The 18,412-nt window shown below is 70.8% G+C and carries 12 protein-coding genes; 9 read left to right on the forward strand and 3 right to left on the reverse strand.

Annotated elements, in window-relative coordinates; all coding sequences use genetic code 11:
- Positions 1-236 precede the first annotated feature (236 nt).
- The 5 genes from WMF22_RS28085 to WMF22_RS28105 all read left to right on the forward strand — a co-directional run bounded on the left by WMF22_RS28085 (position 237) and on the right by WMF22_RS28105 (position 6,853).
- On the forward strand, positions 237-1,268 hold the full coding sequence (locus WMF22_RS28085; RefSeq protein ID WP_438031765.1) for a hypothetical protein: 1,032 nt from the start codon (positions 237-239) through the stop codon (positions 1,266-1,268).
- Between the two features lie 288 nt (positions 1,269-1,556).
- Positions 1,557-2,255 carry a response regulator transcription factor gene (locus WMF22_RS28090; protein ID WP_438031766.1) on the forward strand — a complete coding sequence of 233 codons (699 nt, stop codon included), beginning with the start codon at positions 1,557-1,559 and terminating at the stop codon, positions 2,253-2,255.
- A 43-nt stretch (positions 2,256-2,298) separates the two neighbouring features.
- A complete protein-coding gene (locus WMF22_RS28095; protein WP_438031767.1) occupies positions 2,299-3,753 on the forward strand; it encodes a sensor histidine kinase in 1,455 nt (484 codons plus the stop codon).
- Between the two features lie 156 nt (positions 3,754-3,909).
- A complete protein-coding gene (locus WMF22_RS28100; RefSeq protein ID WP_437293081.1) occupies positions 3,910-4,035 on the forward strand; it encodes a hypothetical protein in 126 nt (41 codons plus the stop codon).
- Between the two features lie 43 nt (positions 4,036-4,078).
- The gene (locus WMF22_RS28105; RefSeq protein ID WP_438031768.1) at positions 4,079-6,853 is read left to right on the forward strand and encodes a hypothetical protein; all 2,775 of its coding nucleotides are present in this window, start codon (positions 4,079-4,081) and stop codon (positions 6,851-6,853) included.
- Positions 6,854-7,112: 259 nt separating this feature from the next.
- Here the strand turns inward: WMF22_RS28105 and WMF22_RS28110 are convergent, their stop codons facing one another.
- Positions 7,113-7,973, reverse strand: coding sequence for a hypothetical protein (locus WMF22_RS28110; RefSeq protein ID WP_438031769.1), 861 nt, complete (start codon positions 7,971-7,973; stop codon positions 7,113-7,115).
- 561 nt (positions 7,974-8,534) lie between these two features.
- Between WMF22_RS28110 and WMF22_RS28115 the strand changes: the two genes are divergently transcribed.
- Together WMF22_RS28115 and WMF22_RS28120 are read left to right on the forward strand one after the other, a co-directional pair.
- Entirely contained in the window at positions 8,535-12,764 is a 4,230-nt protein-coding gene (locus WMF22_RS28115) for a TOMM system kinase/cyclase fusion protein (RefSeq protein WP_438031770.1), read from the forward strand.
- A 180-nt stretch (positions 12,765-12,944) separates the two neighbouring features.
- Positions 12,945-13,367: a BMA_0021/BMA_0022 family TOMM bacteriocin gene (locus WMF22_RS28120; protein WP_438031771.1), complete on the forward strand. Its 423-nt coding sequence runs from the start codon at positions 12,945-12,947 to the stop codon at positions 13,365-13,367.
- A 1-nt stretch (position 13,368) separates the two neighbouring features.
- Here the strand turns inward: WMF22_RS28120 and WMF22_RS28125 are convergent, their stop codons facing one another.
- Positions 13,369-14,541 carry an amidohydrolase family protein gene (locus WMF22_RS28125; protein WP_438031772.1) on the reverse strand — a complete coding sequence of 391 codons (1,173 nt, stop codon included), beginning with the start codon at positions 14,539-14,541 and terminating at the stop codon, positions 13,369-13,371.
- A gap of 20 nt (positions 14,542-14,561) precedes the next feature.
- On the opposite strand from WMF22_RS28125, the gene WMF22_RS28130 reads away from it, so the two are divergent.
- Positions 14,562-14,981: a hypothetical protein gene (locus tag WMF22_RS28130; protein ID WP_438031773.1), complete on the forward strand. Its 420-nt coding sequence runs from the start codon at positions 14,562-14,564 to the stop codon at positions 14,979-14,981.
- 16 nt (positions 14,982-14,997) lie between these two features.
- Positions 14,998-16,848, forward strand: coding sequence for a sigma 54-interacting transcriptional regulator (locus WMF22_RS28135; protein WP_437293089.1), 1,851 nt, complete (start codon positions 14,998-15,000; stop codon positions 16,846-16,848).
- Positions 16,849-16,866: 18 nt separating this feature from the next.
- Here the strand turns inward: WMF22_RS28135 and WMF22_RS28140 are convergent, their stop codons facing one another.
- A complete protein-coding gene (locus WMF22_RS28140) occupies positions 16,867-18,360 on the reverse strand; it encodes a flavin monoamine oxidase family protein (RefSeq protein WP_438031774.1) in 1,494 nt (497 codons plus the stop codon).
- Between the last annotated feature and the right edge of the window lie 52 nt (positions 18,361-18,412).

Raw genomic sequence — 18,412 nt, forward strand, 5'->3', positions numbered from 1 at the left:
CTCCATGTAGGGAAGAAAATCCAAACGCTTTGGAGACGTCGAGCCCCAGCTGCGGCCTATTGCCGCTGCTTTGAGAAGACGCAGGAGGATCTGTTCGGGAATCGTTTCTCGCCGCTCATCCCCGAGTGTTGATGATCGCGGCAACCCGGTCGGGAATCCGGTGAAGTTCACCCCAGCGTCGCATATGTACGCCTCCCCACAAGGAAAAGGGGCAGGCCATCACACGGCACGAACGCGTGTTCGTGTTCGTGTTCGTGTTCGTGTTCGTGTTCGTGCGCGTGTTCGTGCGCGTGCGCGTGCGCGTGCACGACCCACGTGTCTATCGGCACATCCTTGTCAGCATGCCCGCGATGCGTGACCTTCGGGATCTCCTCGATCAGCCCGCGCGGCATTCGGGCGAGCAGCTACCGGTCCGGCCGCGGATCGGGTACTTGATCTCGGTGACGCGCCATCTGCTCGGCCTCTCCGCGTTGATCTCCGGTCTCGTCCTCGCCGGATGCAATGCGATCTCGGGTATCGGCAGCCTGACCTTCGACGGCGTGGCCGCCAGCGGAGGAGGCGGCGCCCCGCCTGGCGATGGGGGTGGCGGGCTGGGCGGTGGCGGCGGTGAGGCGGGCGGCGCGGGCGGCGGCGGCGCGGCGGGCGGCGCGGGCGGCGGCGGCGCGGGCGGCGGCGGCGCGTGCAACGGGGAGCCGTGCCCGGCGCCGACAGGCGTCGACGTCGTGGAGCAGACCTACACCGAGCTGCACGGCAGCCCCGGTACGGCCACCCCTGCCATGGACCGGTGCCCGGAGAGCCAGGTGCTCCTCGGGTTTCGAGGGTCCCTGGGACCGCTGGGTGAGTCGCTCATCCATGCCAAGATCCAGGCGCAGTGCGGCCACCTGGAGCTCACGGGAGACGGCCCGTACACAATCACCACGATGCCCGGCGACGTGACCCCTTTCCGGGGCAGCGAGGGCCCCGAGCCCTGGGAGATGGTGTGCCCGGAGAACGAGGTGGTGGTGGGCTTCAGCGGCTCATCTGGCAGGTACCTCGATCTGCTCTTCATCGCCTGTGCGCCGCTCCTCGTGACGGGACCTCCCGGCGATCTCCGCGTCGAGATCGGCCCCGTCACGTGGCCGGACGGCGTGGGCGGCGACGGCGGCGGCGAGTTCCCGGACACCTTCTGCGGTGCAGACCAGGTCGCGAACCTCGTTCAGACCGTCGTCGAGGGCGGAGCCATCGGCGCCTTCGGCCTGGGCTGCACGACGCCCTCGCTCACGTACTGACCCGCCCGCGCTCGCGCCGGGGGCGCGCTCGCCGCGGTGCGTGCGCGCCCGCTGCGCGCTCCCCCGGGGGCGCCCGCACCCGAGGCCTCGGAGGAGGCGCACGAGGACACGCCGCAATTCGCGCCCGCGATGCCCCCGCACCTAGGGCGGGCTGCGGTGGACGCGGCGCGATGCGGTCGCGTCCCGCGCGCGCGCCCTCAGCGACCAGGACGCCGTGTTACCCTCGGGTCACCTCGTCCGGCCCGCCGCGAGGACGAGATTCAGGCCCTCGCGAGACTTGTGATACCCATGAAAAGGATTCTTCTCATCGAGGACGACGCCGCGCTCGTCGACGTGCTCTCGCTCGCGTTCGAGGACGCCGGGCACGCGGTCCTCCGGGCGCACGACGGTCTCGATGGGCTCCGGCGCATCGAGCGCGACGTGCCGGATCTCGTGATCAGCGACGTGAACATGCCACGCCTCGACGGCTTCAGCCTCTGCCGTCGCCTGCGCGAGGCCAAGAACCTCGTTCCGATCGTCCTGCTCACGTCGCGCGACGCCGAGATCGACCAGGCGCTCGGCCTGGAACTCGGAGCAGACGACTACGTGGTCAAGCCCTTCAGCACCCGGGTGCTCCTCGCGCGCGTCAACGCTCTCCTCCGGCGGCAGGAGATCCGCGCGGGCTCGCCGAACGCACGCCGCGTCGTGGCAGTCGGAGCGCTCGATCTCGACCCGGAGCGGCTAGAAGCACGTTACCGCGGCGCGCCGATCACCGTCACGCTCACCGAGTTTCGGCTCCTCGAGGCGCTTGCGGCACGGCCAGGCGTGGTCTTCTCGCGTGATCGGCTCCTCGATCTTGCGCGCGGCGACGACTCCACCGTCGACGTACGCCTCGTCGACACCTACGTCCGGCGCCTGCGCCGCAAGATCGAGGCGATAGACCCGGCGTTCGAGCGCATCGAGACCGTCATCGGCGCGGGCTATCGCTGGAGGGAGCCTGGTGCTTAGCAGGGGTTCGCTACGCCGTCAGACTTACGCCGGGATCCTGACCGTGCTGGCGCTGCCCGTCGCCGCGCTCTTCTTCGCTTCAAGGATCCTCGACAGTACGGATGAGACGATCCGCCGGAACCAGGAGCGCGCCCTGCGTGGCGCCGAGGCTGCCCAGGCCGTCGTGGAAATGGATGATCGCGACGGGAGCGCGCTTCGCGCCGCGGTCGACGCGGCATCCCTTCACAACCAGGTGCGCGTTCGGGTGATCGACGCTGACGGCCGCGTGATCGTGGACTGCGATCATGAGCCCGCCACCTCGCTCCGGGACCGGATCGGCGAGCTCTTCTGGGGCCCCGAAGGCCCGCCGACCCTGCGCACCTACGAGGAGGCAGCGCTGCCGCTTCCAGAGCGTCCCGAGATCCGTCGTGCGCTCGCGGATGGCCGCGACGATGGCTGCGTTCGCACGATCAACGGCACGTTGCTCGTCTGCCATACGGCGATCCGGACGGCGGGGCCAGGAGGCTCGCGGGTAGTGCTCTCGCAAAAAAGCGCGCGATTGGCGTTCCTCGCGCTCTACGACGTGCGCTATCCAGTGCTCAAGTATACTTTATACATGCTCCTGGTCGGCTTCCTCGTCGCGACTTGGCTCGTCCGGCGCATGATCGCGCCGCTCCACGAGCTGCGGCACCAGGTGCTCTCACGCGCCCGCACGCCGCTGTCGGGGGAGGTCATCGATCTGCGCGGGCCTGTGGAGATCGCCGATGTCGCCGGTGCTTTCAACACGCTCCTCGCTGCCATCGCCGAACGAAATCGCCGCAATCACGACTTCATGACAGACCTCGTGCACGAGCTCAAGAGCCCGGTCGCCGTCGTGCTCACGGCCGCGGACGCGATGCGCGAGGGGCCGCTCGCCGCGTCGCGAGCGGAGCGCCTGGGCCGTGCGCTGCTCGAGAGTGGCCGCAGACTGGACGCGCTCGTGACCCAGTTCCTCGACCTCGCGCGCGCCGAGGCGGGCCTGCCCAACGAGGAGCGTGCCGAGATCGACGTCGCGGAGCTCCTCCGCGGGATGGTCGATGCCATGCGCATCGACGAGCGGCACGCCGGCCTCCGCTTCGAGGTTGACGCTACCCCCGCCAGGGTCCTGGGTATTGCTGGGCGGATCGAGGTCGCGCTCCGCAATCTGCTCGACAACGCGGTCTCCTTCGCCGGCGAGGGGGGCGCCGTGGTGACCCGGGTGCGCGCCGTCGAGGGCGCGTGCGAGATCGAGGTGAGCGACACGGGGCCGGGGATCGCGCCCGAGAACGTGCACCGGATCTTCGACCGGTTCTTCACCGACCGGCCCGGCGGCCGGGGTACCGGCCTCGGCCTCGCGCTCACGAAGGCCATCGTCGAGGCGCACGGGGGATCCATCGCCGTCGCCTCGCCACCGGGGCAGGGAGCGATGTTCACCATCCGCCTCCCGCTGCTTTCACACGGCGTACACACCCAGCTCGTCGACGTTTCACGCCGCGGCTAAGGTACATTCAACTCGGTCGCGCAACCTCTCCTGCGTCGAAGAGGTCGCACCCTAGCTTGATCGCTCACCGAGGGCGAGGCTCCCCCCGGCCACGCCACGCCAGGGGATGGCTGTCACGCGCGCACGCGCGGCCATCGATACCGGACGGATAACTTCGTGGTCTGTGCTCCTGACCGGTACGCGTCGGCCAGGGCGCTGGTCCAGTCGTCGCGGGCGTGCCTCGTGCGCACCTCGAGCGGCAAGCTCGACGTCATGCGTATGCCGGACGCGCGAGACGGATGAATCACATCTGATCGCTTGAAAACGAACATCGAAAGAGGAAGTCATGCTCAAGATCATACGAACAGCAGCCGTGTACGGGGCGCTCGCTTTGGCCGCGGGCTGCGCAGGCGGCAACGATGACGGGACGATGGACGAGCCGCTCGGCAGCGCCCAACAGTCCATCGCCAGCTCCACGCATCAGTTCGCCGGTGATTACCTCAAGAACGTCCCGACGACCGACGGACGGACGCAGTGGTCCAGCGTCGTCATCAACAACCCGAACCCCACCCCGGCCACGGTCACGCTCACCATCCACCGCAACGACGGGACCGGAACGCTCGCCGTGCTCTCGAAGACGATTCCCGCGCGCGGCTGGTACAACTCGTACGGCCAGCCAGACTGGCTCGGCGCAACGGAGACAGATCCGGTGAACCATCGCTCGGCCGGCTGGATCGAGCTCACCTCCGATGTGCCCGTGGTGGCGAACAACCGGCTGGACGTGCGGACGGGCACGACGTTCAACTCCCCGGTCGCGCTCTTCAATGATGCTCCGTTCCTGAACTCCCCGTCGCTGCGGCTCTTCTCTCCCTATTTCCTGCGAAAGTGGCCCACGGGGACGACCGGCGTCACCCAGTGGACGGACGTCACCGTGAACAACCCGAACGCCGCGCCGGCGCACGTCACGGTGCGGGTGCACAAGATTGACGGGAGCGGGGTGCACGCGACCCGGAACGTCACCGTGCCCGCGAAGGGCTCCTGGTCATCCTACGGCAAACCCGAGTGGCTGAACATCCCGCCCACCGACCCCGGCAACGGCGGCGCTATCGGCTGGATCGAGGTGCTCTCGGACGCGCCGGTCGTCGCCTCCAGCCGGCTCGCGAAGCGCAGCGGCGCCACGTACGACGCGTCGCCCCTCCTCCTCGATGACTCCGGCTTCCAGGCCGGAGCCGCCCATACCCTGCGCGCGCCCCTCTTCCTCAAGGGCTCGACGGCGGGCGGGACGAGCACCCAGTGGTCACACCCCGTCGTCGTCAATCCCAACCCGACGCCCACGACCATCAACGTCGTCGTGCGGCGGCCGGACGGCACCCTCCCGGACCTCGCCTCGTTCTCGAGGACGATCCCGGCCATGGGCTGGTGGAACGCCTTCGGCGACGCGAGCTGGTCCAGCGCCGCCGGCCTCATCGGCTGGACCGAGATCACCGCGAGCCAGCCTGTGTTCGGTCTCAACCGGGTGATGTTCCGCGACGGAAACACGGCCAGCTCGCCCTTCAAGCTGTTCGACGACGAGCCGCTCGTCCAGACCACCGGCAGCCAGAGCTTCGCGACGTTTTACCTGAAGAAATGGCCGAGCACGGCGGGATACACGCAGTGGACCGATCTGGTCGTCAACAACCCCAGCAGCTCCCCGGCGACCATCACCGTCCGGATTCACAAGGTGGACGGCTCGGGCGATCTGACGTTCTTCACCCGGCAGATCGCCGGGCGTGGCATGTGGCGCTCGGGCGCCGATCCCGAGTGGCTCTCGCTGCCGGCCTCGGATCCCGCCAACGGACGCTCGGTCGGGTGGGTCGAGATCACCTCCTCGTCACCGGTCATCGGGCTGAACCGGGTCAACCTCCGGAGCGGCGATACCCCGAGCTCGCCGGTCGTGCTGTTCGAGGACACGGTGCTCCAGGGGGACATCGGCGCCGCCTGCGATCCCATCGGCCCCGGCGTGTTCTGCGCCCGGACCACGGAGGAGACCGTCTCGCGGTTCAAGGAGCTGATGATCGTGAATCCCTCGGTGGTGAACGATCCGGTGCGCGCCTCCAGCGCGCAGAACGGGCACTGGAGCTTCCGCTGGCTCATGGAGCAGATGGTGACCCCGGGCGCGGACCCGTCGGAGTTCGTCGCGAGCTGGCTGAGCAAGGGGTTCGCGGCGGGGACCGTCAATGAATACCCCGTCCAGGATCGGGTGAACGTGATGGCGCTGATCGATTCATGGCCGAAGATCCCGGGGACGAACAAGATCGATCTCAGCCAATCCCCGTTCAAGCTGCTCGCCATCGTGAACCGGATCGATCTCGCCTCGGGAGGCGGAGCGGGTGAAGGTCGCTTCGTCTTCGGCCTGAACCAGGGCGGATCCGCGCAGGCGATGACCGTCATTTTCGAGTACAAGCTGCCCGCGAGCGCGTCGCGGGAGGTGTGGACGCAGCGGTTCCACGCGCTCGGCACGCTGCCCTTCGGCGAGAACTACAATGCGCGGCTGCAGATGATCACCGACCAGTACGCAGCGCGCGGCGCGAACCTGGCCGGCGTGAACGGAAGCGCGCTCGGCCAGCTGCGCACCAACGAGTTGCTCGATCCGTTGTTCTCCCCCTGGCAGCTGCGCGAGTTCAACCTGGTCGCAGACAGCCCGGCGCGCCTACGGATCACCACCACCAAGCAGACGCCTGCCAAGTCGTTCGCGTTCGAACGCTCCGCGGAGCTTGCGAGCTACGTCTCCCGCAACGCGTCGGCGATCCTTGCTGGCACCGCGATCGTCCCTGGGTGGATGCTCGGCGGTGAGTCGGACGCGGACTTCGAATGGACGGTCCCGGGGGTCAGCGAGCAGGTGCGCCACGCCTTCGCCCAGCAGACGTGCAACGGTTGTCACGCAGCGGAGGCGCCGGTGATCGACAACTTCTACCACGTATCGCCGCTGCGCACGGGGGGCTCGGACGGCACGGGCCGGCTCTCGCCGTTCCTGCTCACCACCGACCTGCAGCTCCGCGAAGACTTCCTGCAGGCGACGCTTTGCGCCGGCAACTGCCGTGGCGTCGGCCCGGCGCGCGCGACGTCCAGCCGCGCTCACTGAGGCGTCGCCCTGGAATCGGCAGAGCCCGCGGCGCGAAGCCGGCGCTGGGGTTCGGGGCGGAGGCCCGAGGAAACAAAGCCAGTGCCGCCCGCCCGAAGCCGCCGCGAAGCGGCGCAGAAGTCCGGCCAGAGATGGCCGGACTTCTGGCGGGCGGAGCTGGGCTCTGTCCGACGACCCCGGTACGTTCGTTCATGCGTCAGGTGCGAGAGCTCTCGCGATCCGACGGATCGCACCGGTTCACCCCCGCGGAATCGCTCCGTCAGAACCCGATGTCCTCGCGGATGGCGACCACGATCTTGCAGTGGTTCACGAGATCGTCCGTCGACTTGACCTCGGTCGTGTAGTTGAGACCGTACGGCCAGAAGTGCTGCGTGTCCGCGTGCACGACGTCGCTCTCGTTGCCCGTGATGGCCCTGAGCTGGCGCGTCGCCGCCTCGCCCGTGAAGACGCCGTCCACCACCAGCGCGCCGAACTCACGGCTGCCGACCCCCAGGGTGTGACCGATCTCGTGCATCGCGGTGATGTAGTTCATGGAGCTCGTCGCGCCGAACCGGATGGACCCATTGACGTTGCCGTCCGCCGTCGCGACCGACGGCACGTAGGACACCGACAGGCGCTTCTCGATGCTCGTTTGACAGTTGTAGTGCGACAGCGCCTCGTCCATCGCGCTCGTGATCTTGTCGTACGCAGACTGCTGCTCCGCCGTCGGCGAGGCGACCTTCGCGAGCGTGTAGGTGATTCCCCCCGTCCCCGGGCAGCCGGCGCCCGCGCCGCCCGCGCCGCCCGTGCCCGCGCCGCCCGTGCCCGCGCCGCCCGTGCCCGCTTCGCCCGCGCCCGCGCCGCCGTCACCCGCGCCGCCGTCACCCGCACCGCCGCCACCCGTGCCCGCTTCGCCCGCGCCCGCGCCGCCGCTCCCCGAGGCGCTGCCGCCCGCTCCACCGTCTCCCCCTCCGCCGGTCGCGCCGCTTCCCGAGGTCTGTCCGCCGGAAGCGGCCGCGCCGCCGCTCCCGCTGGCGACGCTGCCGGCGTCCGCGGGGCTGTCACCCGAGCCCCCGCACGCGACCGGACCAGCCGCCGCCAGCGCGAGCAAAACGATGTGGGTCGCCAGTTGCCTCAGCATGTTTCGTGCTCCTTCCACAAAGGATTGAAAAAGCATTGAATCGTCGCTCACCGCCCAAGGAACGCTCTCGGCGCCCCGCGCGCGTCGAGCGCCGACGAAGTCCGCGTATCCGCCCTCTCACCGGCCGTGCCAGAGGTCAACTCGCCGCTGTTCACCGCGGCTTGCTCGGTCGCCACGACAGCAGCCACGATAGAAGATTGTAGCCGAAGCGAACATGCAGGCGGAGCTCGGCCGCCGCCCCGCGAGAGTCGAGCCCGCGCACGTCTGCCCGCCTCCGGAGCCGCACCCCACGGAGCCGACCGGGCGCGAGCGTCTTCCGGGGGTTTCTTCGCCGAAGGCGCCGGAAGCCGGTCGGCATCGACGGACGTCGAAGGAGTTCCACCCTATATGCACCCACGTGAGCAGCGAGGTCGGCCGCGGACAAGCTGTGCTGACGAGATCGACAGCCGGTGTGTCCAGACGCTTCATCGATGAGGCGGGCCGACAGGCGCAGCGCGCCGCCCTTCCCCGATCACGCCCGCTCCCCCGGTCGCGCCGGGCCGCCCGGCGGAGGGAGATGGGATGAGCCGCAGCGCCATCGCCTCGGGCGCCGTGTTCCAGGAGCGCTACGAGATCGTCGCCGCGCTGCGCGAGAGCGGCTTCGCCGACGTCTACAAGGGGCGTCAGCTCGCCACCGGACAGACCGTGGCCATCAAGGTCATGCACCCGATCCGGGGCAGCAAGCCCGCCGACGTCGCGCGGCGCTGCGCCCGCTTCCACCAGGAGGCGCGGTTCTGCGCGCAGCTCCACCACCCCAACATCGTCCGGCTCATCGACGCCGGACAGACGGACGACGGCACCCTCTACACCATCTTCGAGTTCGTGCCCGGCCAGAACCTGGCGGAGGTGCTGGCCGAAGAGATCGCCCTCGATCCGCGCGAGGCGCGGTACCTGATGCTCCAGGTCCTCGACGCCCTCGGCTGCGCCCACGCGCAGAACGTCGTCCACCGCGACCTCAAGCCCAGCAACATCATGATCGTCTCGACCGGGGCGCGGCGAAACGCGCTGGTGCTCGACTTCGGCATCGGCGCGGTCATCGCCGGGGCCATGGAGGGCGTGGATCCCAAGCTCACCCCGAGCAACGAGATCCTCTGCACGCCCGCCTACGCGGCGCCGGAGCAGCTCCTCGGACAGCCGGTGAGCGTGCGTTCGGACCTGTACGCCTGGGGGCTCGTCTTCCTCGAGTGCCTCACCGGCAAGCCGTCGATCACCGGCAGATCGCTGCAAGAGGTGCTCTTCCGGCAGGCCAGCCCCGAGCCGATCCCGATCCCCCCGGCGCTCCTCGGGCACCCGCTCGGCGCCCTGCTCCGGCGCGCGACCCTCAAGGACATGGCCGCGCGCGTCGTCACGGCCTCGAGCCTGCTGCGCGAGCTCGAGGCCTGCGACGTGGACGCGCTGAGCCGCGAGGACCTCGTCGAGCCCGCGCGAGCGCCGCGCTCGCCGCCGGCCCCGACACGAGGCGCGGCGGACGCGAGCCCGTGGCGCGTCGTCGCGAGCGAGACGGCGCCGATCGACGCGCCCTCGCGGGAGCCCCGGGCGCCGCCGAGCGACCGCGCGGCGGCCGAGACGATGCCGTCTCCGGCCACGCCCCGGCGCGTGGACGCGCCGGCCCCGCCGGGACCAGAGGCACCGGCGCTGGAGCGACCCGACGGCGAGCGGCGGCCCCTCACCGTCGTCTGCTGCACCTTCACGGCCTCGGGCCCGGGGCTGAAGACCACCGACGTCGAGGAGATCGACGATCTGCTCGACGAGCAACAGGACGTCTGCGCCGAGATCGCCCGCCGCCACCGGGGGCGCTTCGCGGGCGCGCTGGGGGATCAGATCCTCTTGCACTTCGGCTATCCCTCCGCGCAGGAGGACGACGCCCGGCGCGCCGCCCGCGCGGCGCTTGAGGTCGTGGCGGACGTGGAGGCGCGCAGCGCGCGGCTCACGGAGGCGCGGGGCGTGGCGCTCGAGGTCCGGATCGGGCTCCACACCGGCCTCGTGGTCGCCGGCCAGCTCCATCGGTACACACAGCACCTCGGGACGACACCGCAGATCGCCGCCCGGCTGAGCGCGGCCGCGGCGCCGGGCACGGTCGTGGTCAGCGGCGAGACCTTCAGGCTGCTCCGGGGCCGGTTCGCGCTCGAGCCGATGGCGCCGCCCGATCTCTCGTCCGTCGCGCGCCCGCTCGCGATCTACCGCATGGGGCAGGAGATCCCTCCCCCGGCCCAGGACCAGGACATCGCCGGCCGCGACACCGAGCCGCCGATCGGGAGGAGCCAGGAGCTCGATCTCCTGCTCCAGCGCTGGGGCCAGGTCCGGCAGGGCATCGGGCAGAGCATCCTCGTCACCGGCGGCCCCGGGATCGGCAAGTCGCGCCTCACCGGGGAGCTCGTCCGGCGGCTCCACGGCGAGCGGCACAGCTGCCTGGAGTGCCGCTGCGTGCCCGATCAGCGGAGCAGCGCGCTCTACCCGTTGATCGAGCTCCTGGAGCGGTTGATCGAGACGGGCCGGGACGACGCGCCGGGGCGCCGGCTCGCCCGGCTCGAGGCGCTCCTCTCGCGCCGCGGCTTCGACCTTCCGGAGATGGTGCCGCTGCTGGCGGCGCTGCTGTCGATCCCCCTGGACGGGCGCTACTCGGCCCCGCTGGACCCGCCGCCGCGGCAGAAGGAGCGGACGCTCAACGTGCTCGTGACGATGCTCTTCGACATGGCCGAGGAGCAGCCCGTCCTGTTCATGGTCGAGGACCTGCAGTGGGCCGATCCGACGACCCTCGAGTGGCTGGGCGTGATGATCGCCGACGTGCCCTCGGCGCGGCTGATGGCGGTCTTCACCGCGCGGCCCGAGTTCTCGCCGCCCTGGTCGATGTCGGGCATGCTCCAGATCCAGCTGAGCCGCCTGGATCGGTCGGACGTCGAGCACCTGGTGGCGCGCCTCGCCGGCGGCCGCGCCCTGCCTGGGCCCGTGCTTTCGCAGGTGGTCGACCGGACCGACGGCGTCCCGCTCTACGTCGAGGAGCTGACGCGGATGGTGCTCGAGTCCGGGGCGCTCGTGGAGGAGGGGGACCACTACCGCCTCGCCGAGCCGCTCTCGGAGCTCGCGATCCCCACGACGCTGCGGGGCCTCCTGGTGGCGCGCCTCGACCGGCTCGGCAGGGCCAAGGAGACGGCCCGCATCGCCGCGGCGCTCGGCCGGGAGTTCTGCCAGGACGTGCTCTGCGCCGTGTCCGCGCTCGGCGGGGAGCAGGTCCAGGAGGACCTCGAGCGGCTGATGGCCGCGGATCTCATCCACAGGAAGCGGCGGCTGAGCAACCCGACGTACCAGTTCAAGCACGTGCTCATCCGGGACGCGGCCTACGAGTCGCTCTCGAAGCGGAGCCGGCGGAAGGTGCACGCGATCATCGCCCGGACGCTCGAGGCGCGCTTCCCCGAGATCGTCGCGGCGCGGCCCAACCTGCTCGCGCACCACCACGCGGCGGCCGAGCAGCTGGAGCGGGCGATCGCGTACGCGGAGATCGCGGCGGAGCGCGCGCTGAAGCGGCCCGCGAACGCCGACGACACCGAGGCGATCGTCCACGTGACGCAGGCGCTCGGCTGGCTGCCGGCGATCGCGGACGCGCGGGAGCGCGCGCTGGCGGAGCTGCGCCTGAACAGCCTGCTGATCCTGGCGCTCGTACGCCGGCGCGGGTACATGCCGAGGGAGCTCGAGGCGGCGGTCCACCGCTGCGAGGAGCTGAGCGACGAGCTCGGGGAGAGCTCGATGACCCCGCCGACGCTCTGGGCGATGTTCTGGTACCACCACATGCGGAGCCATCGCCGCGAGGCGCGGGCGACAGCGGAGCGGTGGCTCGACCTGGCCAGGCGGTCGCAGGACGCCGCGCAGCTGGTCTCGTCGATGGTGCTGCTGGGACAGTGCTCGTTCTTCGAAGGAAAGCTCTCAGACGCCCGCCAGCAACTCGATGGCGGCATCGCGCTCTACGACCCTCAGGCACATCGGGAGCACGCGTTCTTCTCCGGCGTCGACGTCAAGGTGTGGGCCCAGTACACGCTCGCGGTGGTGCTCTACCTGATGGGCTGTCCAGCTCAGGCGCTCGCCCACGGGCAGGCCGCGGTGGCGTGGGCGCGCGAGCTCGATCACCTGAACAGCCTTGGGATGGCGCTGCTCCACCTGGCCGGCGTCTACCACTATGCCCGCGAACGGGAGCAGGTCTCCGCGATGCTCGACTCCCTCCTCCAGCTGACGGAGCATCATCAGCTCTGGGTCACGGCCCACTGCTGGGCCCTGCGCTGCTGGACGCAGCGAGACCTCGAGCAGCTGAGGCAGCACATCGAGACGATCCGGGACGGCGGCCAGCAGAGCGGCCTACCGTACTGGCTCTCTCTCGTGGCAGAGCTCGAGGCCGAGCGCGGGCAACACGAGGCCGCGGTGGAGCAGCTCGCGGGCTGCCTGCTGCTCGCCGAGGAGTCGGGGGACGTGTACTACGTCGCGGAGCTCTACCGCCTGAAGGGGCTGTCTCTTCACGCCTTGGGCGCCGACGCGGATCAGGAGAGCGAGCGGTGCTTGCGGCGATCGATCGCCGTCGCGCGGGAGCAGGGCGCGAGGACGTTCGAGCTGCGCTCGACGCTGGCGCTCTGCCAGATGCTCGTGCAGCAGGCCCGACGCGACGAGGCGCGTCCCCTGCTGAGGCAGCTCACCGACTGGCCTGTGGAGTGCGCCGATCTTCCCGATTTTGCCAGGGCGCGAGCGCTGCTCCAGGAAGTGACCGATTGATCTGCCGCGGCGGCACCTCGGTCGCTTTCAGCGCATCTGGATCTGCGTTCATTTGCATTGGATGCGCGAAGGGCTCGACGACGCGCGGCGCCGGTTCAATGAGATCCATATCCCATGCCAGGGCCTGCGGCACCGGCGATATTGGAGGTGGCCATGTTTTCCCATCAATCATTCAAATACATGTCCAGGATCGCGGAAACCGACGGTGCTCCCGCGCATCTCGACGAGGAGGCGCGCCTCCTGCACGAGCGAGGAGCGATGGAGGAACGGCTCCTGGGGCTGGAAGGAGCCTGGTTGCGCGCCGTCGCGCTCTGCTGGGAAGATCCGACGCAGCGCGATCGGTTGAAGAGCGACCCGCGGGGGTACTTGATGGCTCGCTGCGGCTATGCGTTGCCGCCGGGGATCGACCTCACCATCCGCGAGGCGCGGGAGCCAGGCTCGCCGGGCGGCGACGCGCTGCGCTTCTGCGAGCAGCGCAGGGGCTGGGACCCGTCGGCGGGCGCCATCACGCTCTGTATCCCACCAGCGCCGGAGCTGAAGGATCAGCCCGTCGCGCTGGCCGAGCTCACGAGCGACCCCGGCTCGTCTTGCATCATCTGCTGAGTCAACCCTCGACGCCGTAGAAGCTGGCGGCGTTGTCCCAGAGGATCTTGCGGAGGCTCTCTCCTGGGAGCTTGCCGCGGAGCGCGAGCGCCCGCTCCACCATGCCTGCGTCGTGATCGATGTGGGGGAAGTCCGTCCCGAAGATCGCCCTGTCCTCGCCGAGCCATGGGATCGCCTGCTCCAGGCACGGCTCGTCCGGCTCGATCTCGATGAAGCACTGGCGGCGGAAGTACGCGGACGGCTCGCGGCGGACGTGCGGCGCGACCTCCTCGGCCAGGCCCCGGTACTCGATCTCGTCGAGGCGCCAGAGCCAGTAAGGCAGCCACCCGCAGCCGGCCTCGAGGAAGGCCACCCGCAGGCCGGGGTGGCGCTCGAGCACGCCGCCCTCGATCAGCGCGAGCAAGGCCATCATCTGCTCCATCGGGTGCGAGCAGGCGTGCAGGGCGAAGCGGCTGCGGAAGCGATCGGCGCCGGCTGCGGGCAAGGAGGCGTGTGTGCCCTCGTGGATGGCGACGGCGATCGAGCGCCGCTCGGACTCGGCCCAGAACGCCTCATAAGCAGGGTCGCCCAGCGTCCGCCCCGCGACGGGGTTCGGCCGGAGCACGACGGCGCGGAAGCCGAGCGCGGCCGCGCGCGCGAGCTCGAGCACCATCTGCGCCGGATCGTGCGGGCTCATCAGGGCCACGCCACGGAGGCGCGAGGGGTCGTGATCGCAGAAGCCCCGTAACCAGGTATTGTACGCCCTGGCGAGCGCGCTCGCCAGGGCGGGCTCCAGCGGGGTCATGCCGAGGAGCGCCAGCGCGAGCGTCGGGTAGAGGAACGCCACGTCGATGCCCTCGCGATCCATGTCGTCGAGCTGCGCTTGCGGCTGATCGAGCCGCCCGAGCGACGCGAGCGCCCCGAGCCGCCGGCGGCCGGCGGCGGCGATCGCGCGCCAGGTCCGCGCGCTCATCCGGTGATGGACCGGCCGGCCATCCACCATCGGCTGCGGGGGGAGCCGGAGCAGCCCCTCCGGCCCGAGGTGCGCCACGCGGTCGGCCAGGGGCTCGCCGTCGCCGGCGTACGCGAGGTACGGCGCGTGAGCGCGGAGCTCCGGCTCGAGGTGGGTCTTCCACAGATCGAGCGGCTCGATCACGTGACGATCCGCGTCGAGGATGCGATAGCCGTCGCGCACGGGACATCTCCTCTGGTCTGGTGCCGCAGGTCAGACATCCGGCCAGGGTTCCTCTCGTCGAGCGCGGCGACGAGCTCGTCCGCCGTCCGCCGGCCGTCGAGCGGCGGCCCCACGAGGTGAACGACACGGCCGCGGAGCATGGTGCGCTCGCGCTCGCCGATCAGGAACACGGTCTCCTTGTCACCAGCGAGCTCGACGCCCAGGTGGTGCTTGAATTGCAAGGTGCGCCGGGTGCATTGAACGCGTTGGAGGCGCGGAGTGCGTGGGATGCGCTTCATGAACACCGGACCCTGATGGACAAGCTGGTGCGTCGACGCCCGCCGGAGACGCCCGTGCTGGTGCGCAATTCAGCGTCAGCGAGCGCCTGCCTGGAGCGCGGGCGGGCGGGCTCGCCGGTGCACGCCGCGGGGGCGCGCGAGCCCGGGGGCGAGGTCGTGTGAGAAGGGGGTGAACAGCGTGGCAGTCATTCGCGAGACGGACATCGGCCCGGAGACAACGCCGCTGTCCAGCAGCTTCATCGATGCGATCCAGGGGGTCAGGCAGGACGATCGACGCGTCGCCCTGCTCGTCTACCACCGCGACGGCGCCGAGCGCGCCGTGCTGAGCCCGGGCGTGCCGGTCGTGATCGGCCGGGCGCCGCCGTCGCAGGTCCAGATCGGCGACGTCAGCCTCTCGCGCGAGCACGCCCGCTTCACCCAGTCCGGCGACAAGGTCGTCATCGAGGATCTGCGCTCGACCAACGGCACCTGGCTCGGCGGCGAGCGCATCACGCGAGGCGAGGTGAAGCCGGGGGAGGAGGTGATCCTCGGCAAGGTCGTTGTCGCCGTCCGCTCGATCACGGCGGCCGAGGACGAGCTGCCAGGGCTGATGAGCCACGAGCAGCTCCGCGTCGCCCTCGAGGAGGAGGTGAAGCGCGCGCGGTACTTCGGGCGGAGCTTCGCCGTCGTGATGGCCCGGGTCGCCCGCCAGCCCGGCGCCCACGTGAGCCACCTGTTCCCGCGCGTGCGGGCGCTGCTGCGCCCCGTCGACCGGATCGCGCTCTACAGCTCGGACGTGGTGGCGGCGCTGCTGCTCGAGGCCGGGACGGAGGTGGCGCTCGACGTGGCGCGCGCGCTCGCCGCGCCGCCCGGGGGCGGGTCGCCCGTCGTGCTCGCGGGGTTCGCGACGTTCCCCGACGCGGGGACCGTGGCGGAGGAGCTGCTCGATCGGTGCTGGAGCGCCGTGCGCAGCGCGACGGTGGAGCAGCCGGTGCGCTCGGCGCCGGGCGGGACCTGGAAGAGCGGCCCGGGCGCCTGCAATTTCGAGCCGGTCGTCGTGAGCTCGGCGATGCGCCGCGTCTTCGAGATCGTCAAGCGGGTCTCGCGCTCGTCGATCCCGGTCCTCTTGCTGGGCGAGACGGGGACGGGCAAGGAGGTCGTGGCGCGGGCGATCCACGACAGCGGCCCGCGGAGCGGCAAGCCGATGGTGTGCGTCAACTGCGGGGCGATCCCGCAGCAGCTCGTCGAGAGCACGCTCTTCGGCCACGAGCGCGGCGCGTTCACCGGGGCGTGGCAGCAGCAGCGAGGGGTGTTCGAGGCGGCGGACGGCGGGACGGTCTTCCTCGACGAGATCGGCGAGCTGCCGGCCGCGGTGCAGGCCGCGCTCCTGCGCGTCCTCGAGACGCGGCAGGTGACCCGCGTCGGCTCGAACAAGCCGATCGACGTCGACGCGCGCGTCGTCGCGGCGACCCACCGCGACGTCGAGGCGATGTGCGCGTCCGGCGCGTTCCGCAGCGATCTGTTCTACCGCCTGAACACGATGACGATGACGATCCCGCCGCTCCGGGCGCGCCCGGAGGACATCGAGCCGCTCGCGCTGCGCTTCCTCGACCAGGCGAACCAGGCGAACGGCCGGGCGATCCGCGGCTTCGACGCCGAGTCGCTCGCGCGGCTCCGGGCGTACTCCTGGCCGGGGAACGCGCGGGAGCTGCGGAACGCGATCGAGCGGGCCGTGGTCATCGCCGAGGGCGAGTGGATCGCCGAGGAGGATCTGCCTGAGCGCGCCCGGGCGGCGCCCTCCTCCGAGCCGGCGGAGGGGGAGCTGCCGTACCAGGTCGGAGAGCTCACCGCCGCGGCCCCGGGCGGGGACTACCTGAAGACGCGGCTGCAGCGCTGCGAGGCCGAGCTGATCGTCGAGGCGCTCCGCAAGGCGAGCGGGAACCAGACGGAGGCGGCGCGCGCGCTGGGCATGCCGCTGCGCACGCTCGTGTACAAGCTCAAGGCGCTCGGCATCAAGCGGCTCGGGTACGCGCCCCCGCGGGAGCCGTAGCGCGCGCCGCATCGACGATCAGGGCACGGTCTGGAGCGCGCTCTCGGCCGAGCGGAGCGCGCCCTCGATCCCTTGATAATCGCAGTAGGCCTCGCCACAGACATGGACGCTGCCGACAGGCGCGTTGCTGCCGGGGAGGTCGAACGCCCTCAGCCTCTCGAGGACCTCCCACGACCTGACGCCTGGCCGCCAGGTATGGGCCCCCGCCCCGTAGGGCTCCCGGCTCCAGTCCCGGATGGCCCAGGTCGTCACGGCGCCGGCGGCGCGCTGCCGCCCGGCCGGGTCCTGGAGATCCACGCCGAGGTATTTCAGGAGCTGCCGCTTCAGCGCCTCGCTGCCGTCGATCTCCGCGCGATCGTGGGCCTCGCCCTGGACATAGACCTTCCAGAACTCCGTGGCCGGTCGATCGGTGTAGAGCATGATCATGCCCTTGCCGTCGCTCTCGCGGTAGGTGGTATGGACCTCCCTGGCGGGCATCAGCGACGCGTTCCTGTGGGGCGGCGTGCGCGCCGTCCACCACGGCGCGTCCGTGACCAGGAAGCACTTGAGGAGCGGAAACCCGAAGACCGCGTCGAGATCCCGCTGGATCTCCCGGGAGAAGCAGCCGGCGAGCCGCATCAGGGGGCTGCGGGGCAAGGCGAGGATCACGTGCTTCGCGACGGCCTCCACCGTCTCCGCGCCGCGGGCGAACTGCAGGCGGATCTTCCCTCCTTCCGCCGCCGCGAGCGACGTGAGCGCGTGGCGAAGGTGGATGGCGACCTGCTCGGGGCGCCGCTCGAGCTCCCGCACCAGGGCGAGGGGCAGCGCCCGGGAGCCGCCTTCGATGCTGACGAGCGAGGCGTCCCCCTCCCCCTCGCTGGACAGCGCGCGAAGCCAGAAGACGATCCAGTCCATGGCGTTGGGGTTCTCGGGAATCAGGTGGAAGAACGTGCCCTGATCGCGGATCGCGAGCACGGCCCCGTGGCTGAGGACGTCGCTCAGCGCGTTCCAGAACCCCTGTTCGTGGAGGAAGGCGCCTCCCAGCCTGGCGCCGCGGCGCATGCTGGCATAATCGTCCTCCGCGAGGCGCCTCAGCCATTCCCGGTGCTTCGCGTCCCTGGGGTCGTCCGGGTTGCCGGGGCTCGCCCACGGGGTGTCCCTCAAGATCCTCAGGATACCGAGCTTCATCAGCTCGAGCGTCGTGTGGGGGCGATGAGCGGGTCCGGCCTCGTCGGGGGCGAGGGAGAACCGCGGCCCCTGGGCGGGCTCGGCCGCGTACGCGGTGAACGGCCTGGTCTTCAGGCCGAGCTCGTCGAGCAGCCCCATCAGCAGGCGCTGCCGGCGCTTCTCGAAGCGCATGGGGCCGCACTCGGCGAGGAAACCATCGAGCTCGACCGTCTCGATCCGGCCCCCGAACCGCTCCGAGGCTTCGAAGAGCCCGACGGTGCGGCCGGGGTCCCGCCGGGCGAGGCGAAAGCTGCAGTAGAGGCCGGTGATGCCGGCGCCGACCACGATCGTATCGAACTCTTGCACGCGCGTCCTCCTCGGTTCCTGGACAGGGGGTGAGGCAGGCGCCCCCGCCGGC

The organism is Sorangium sp. So ce204 (assembly GCF_051526795.1).
GTDB lineage: Bacteria > Myxococcota_A > Polyangia > Polyangiales > Polyangiaceae > Sorangium > Sorangium cellulosum_B.

What these genes read in the sequence shown, in the direction of transcription:
- WMF22_RS28115 (WP_438031770.1), top strand. Translation starts at nt 8,535, where the DNA reads ATGAGCCGCAGCGCCATCGCCTCGGGCGCCGTGTTCCAGGAGCGCTAC.
- WMF22_RS28090 (WP_438031766.1), top strand. Translation starts at nt 1,557, where the DNA reads ATGAAAAGGATTCTTCTCATCGAGGACGACGCCGCGCTCGTCGACGTG.
- WMF22_RS28110 (WP_438031769.1), bottom strand. Translation starts at nt 7,973, where the DNA reads ATGCTGAGGCAACTGGCGACCCACATCGTTTTGCTCGCGCTGGCGGCG.
- WMF22_RS28105 (WP_438031768.1), top strand. Translation starts at nt 4,079, where the DNA reads ATGCTCAAGATCATACGAACAGCAGCCGTGTACGGGGCGCTCGCTTTG.
- WMF22_RS28120 (WP_438031771.1), top strand. Translation starts at nt 12,945, where the DNA reads ATGTCCAGGATCGCGGAAACCGACGGTGCTCCCGCGCATCTCGACGAG.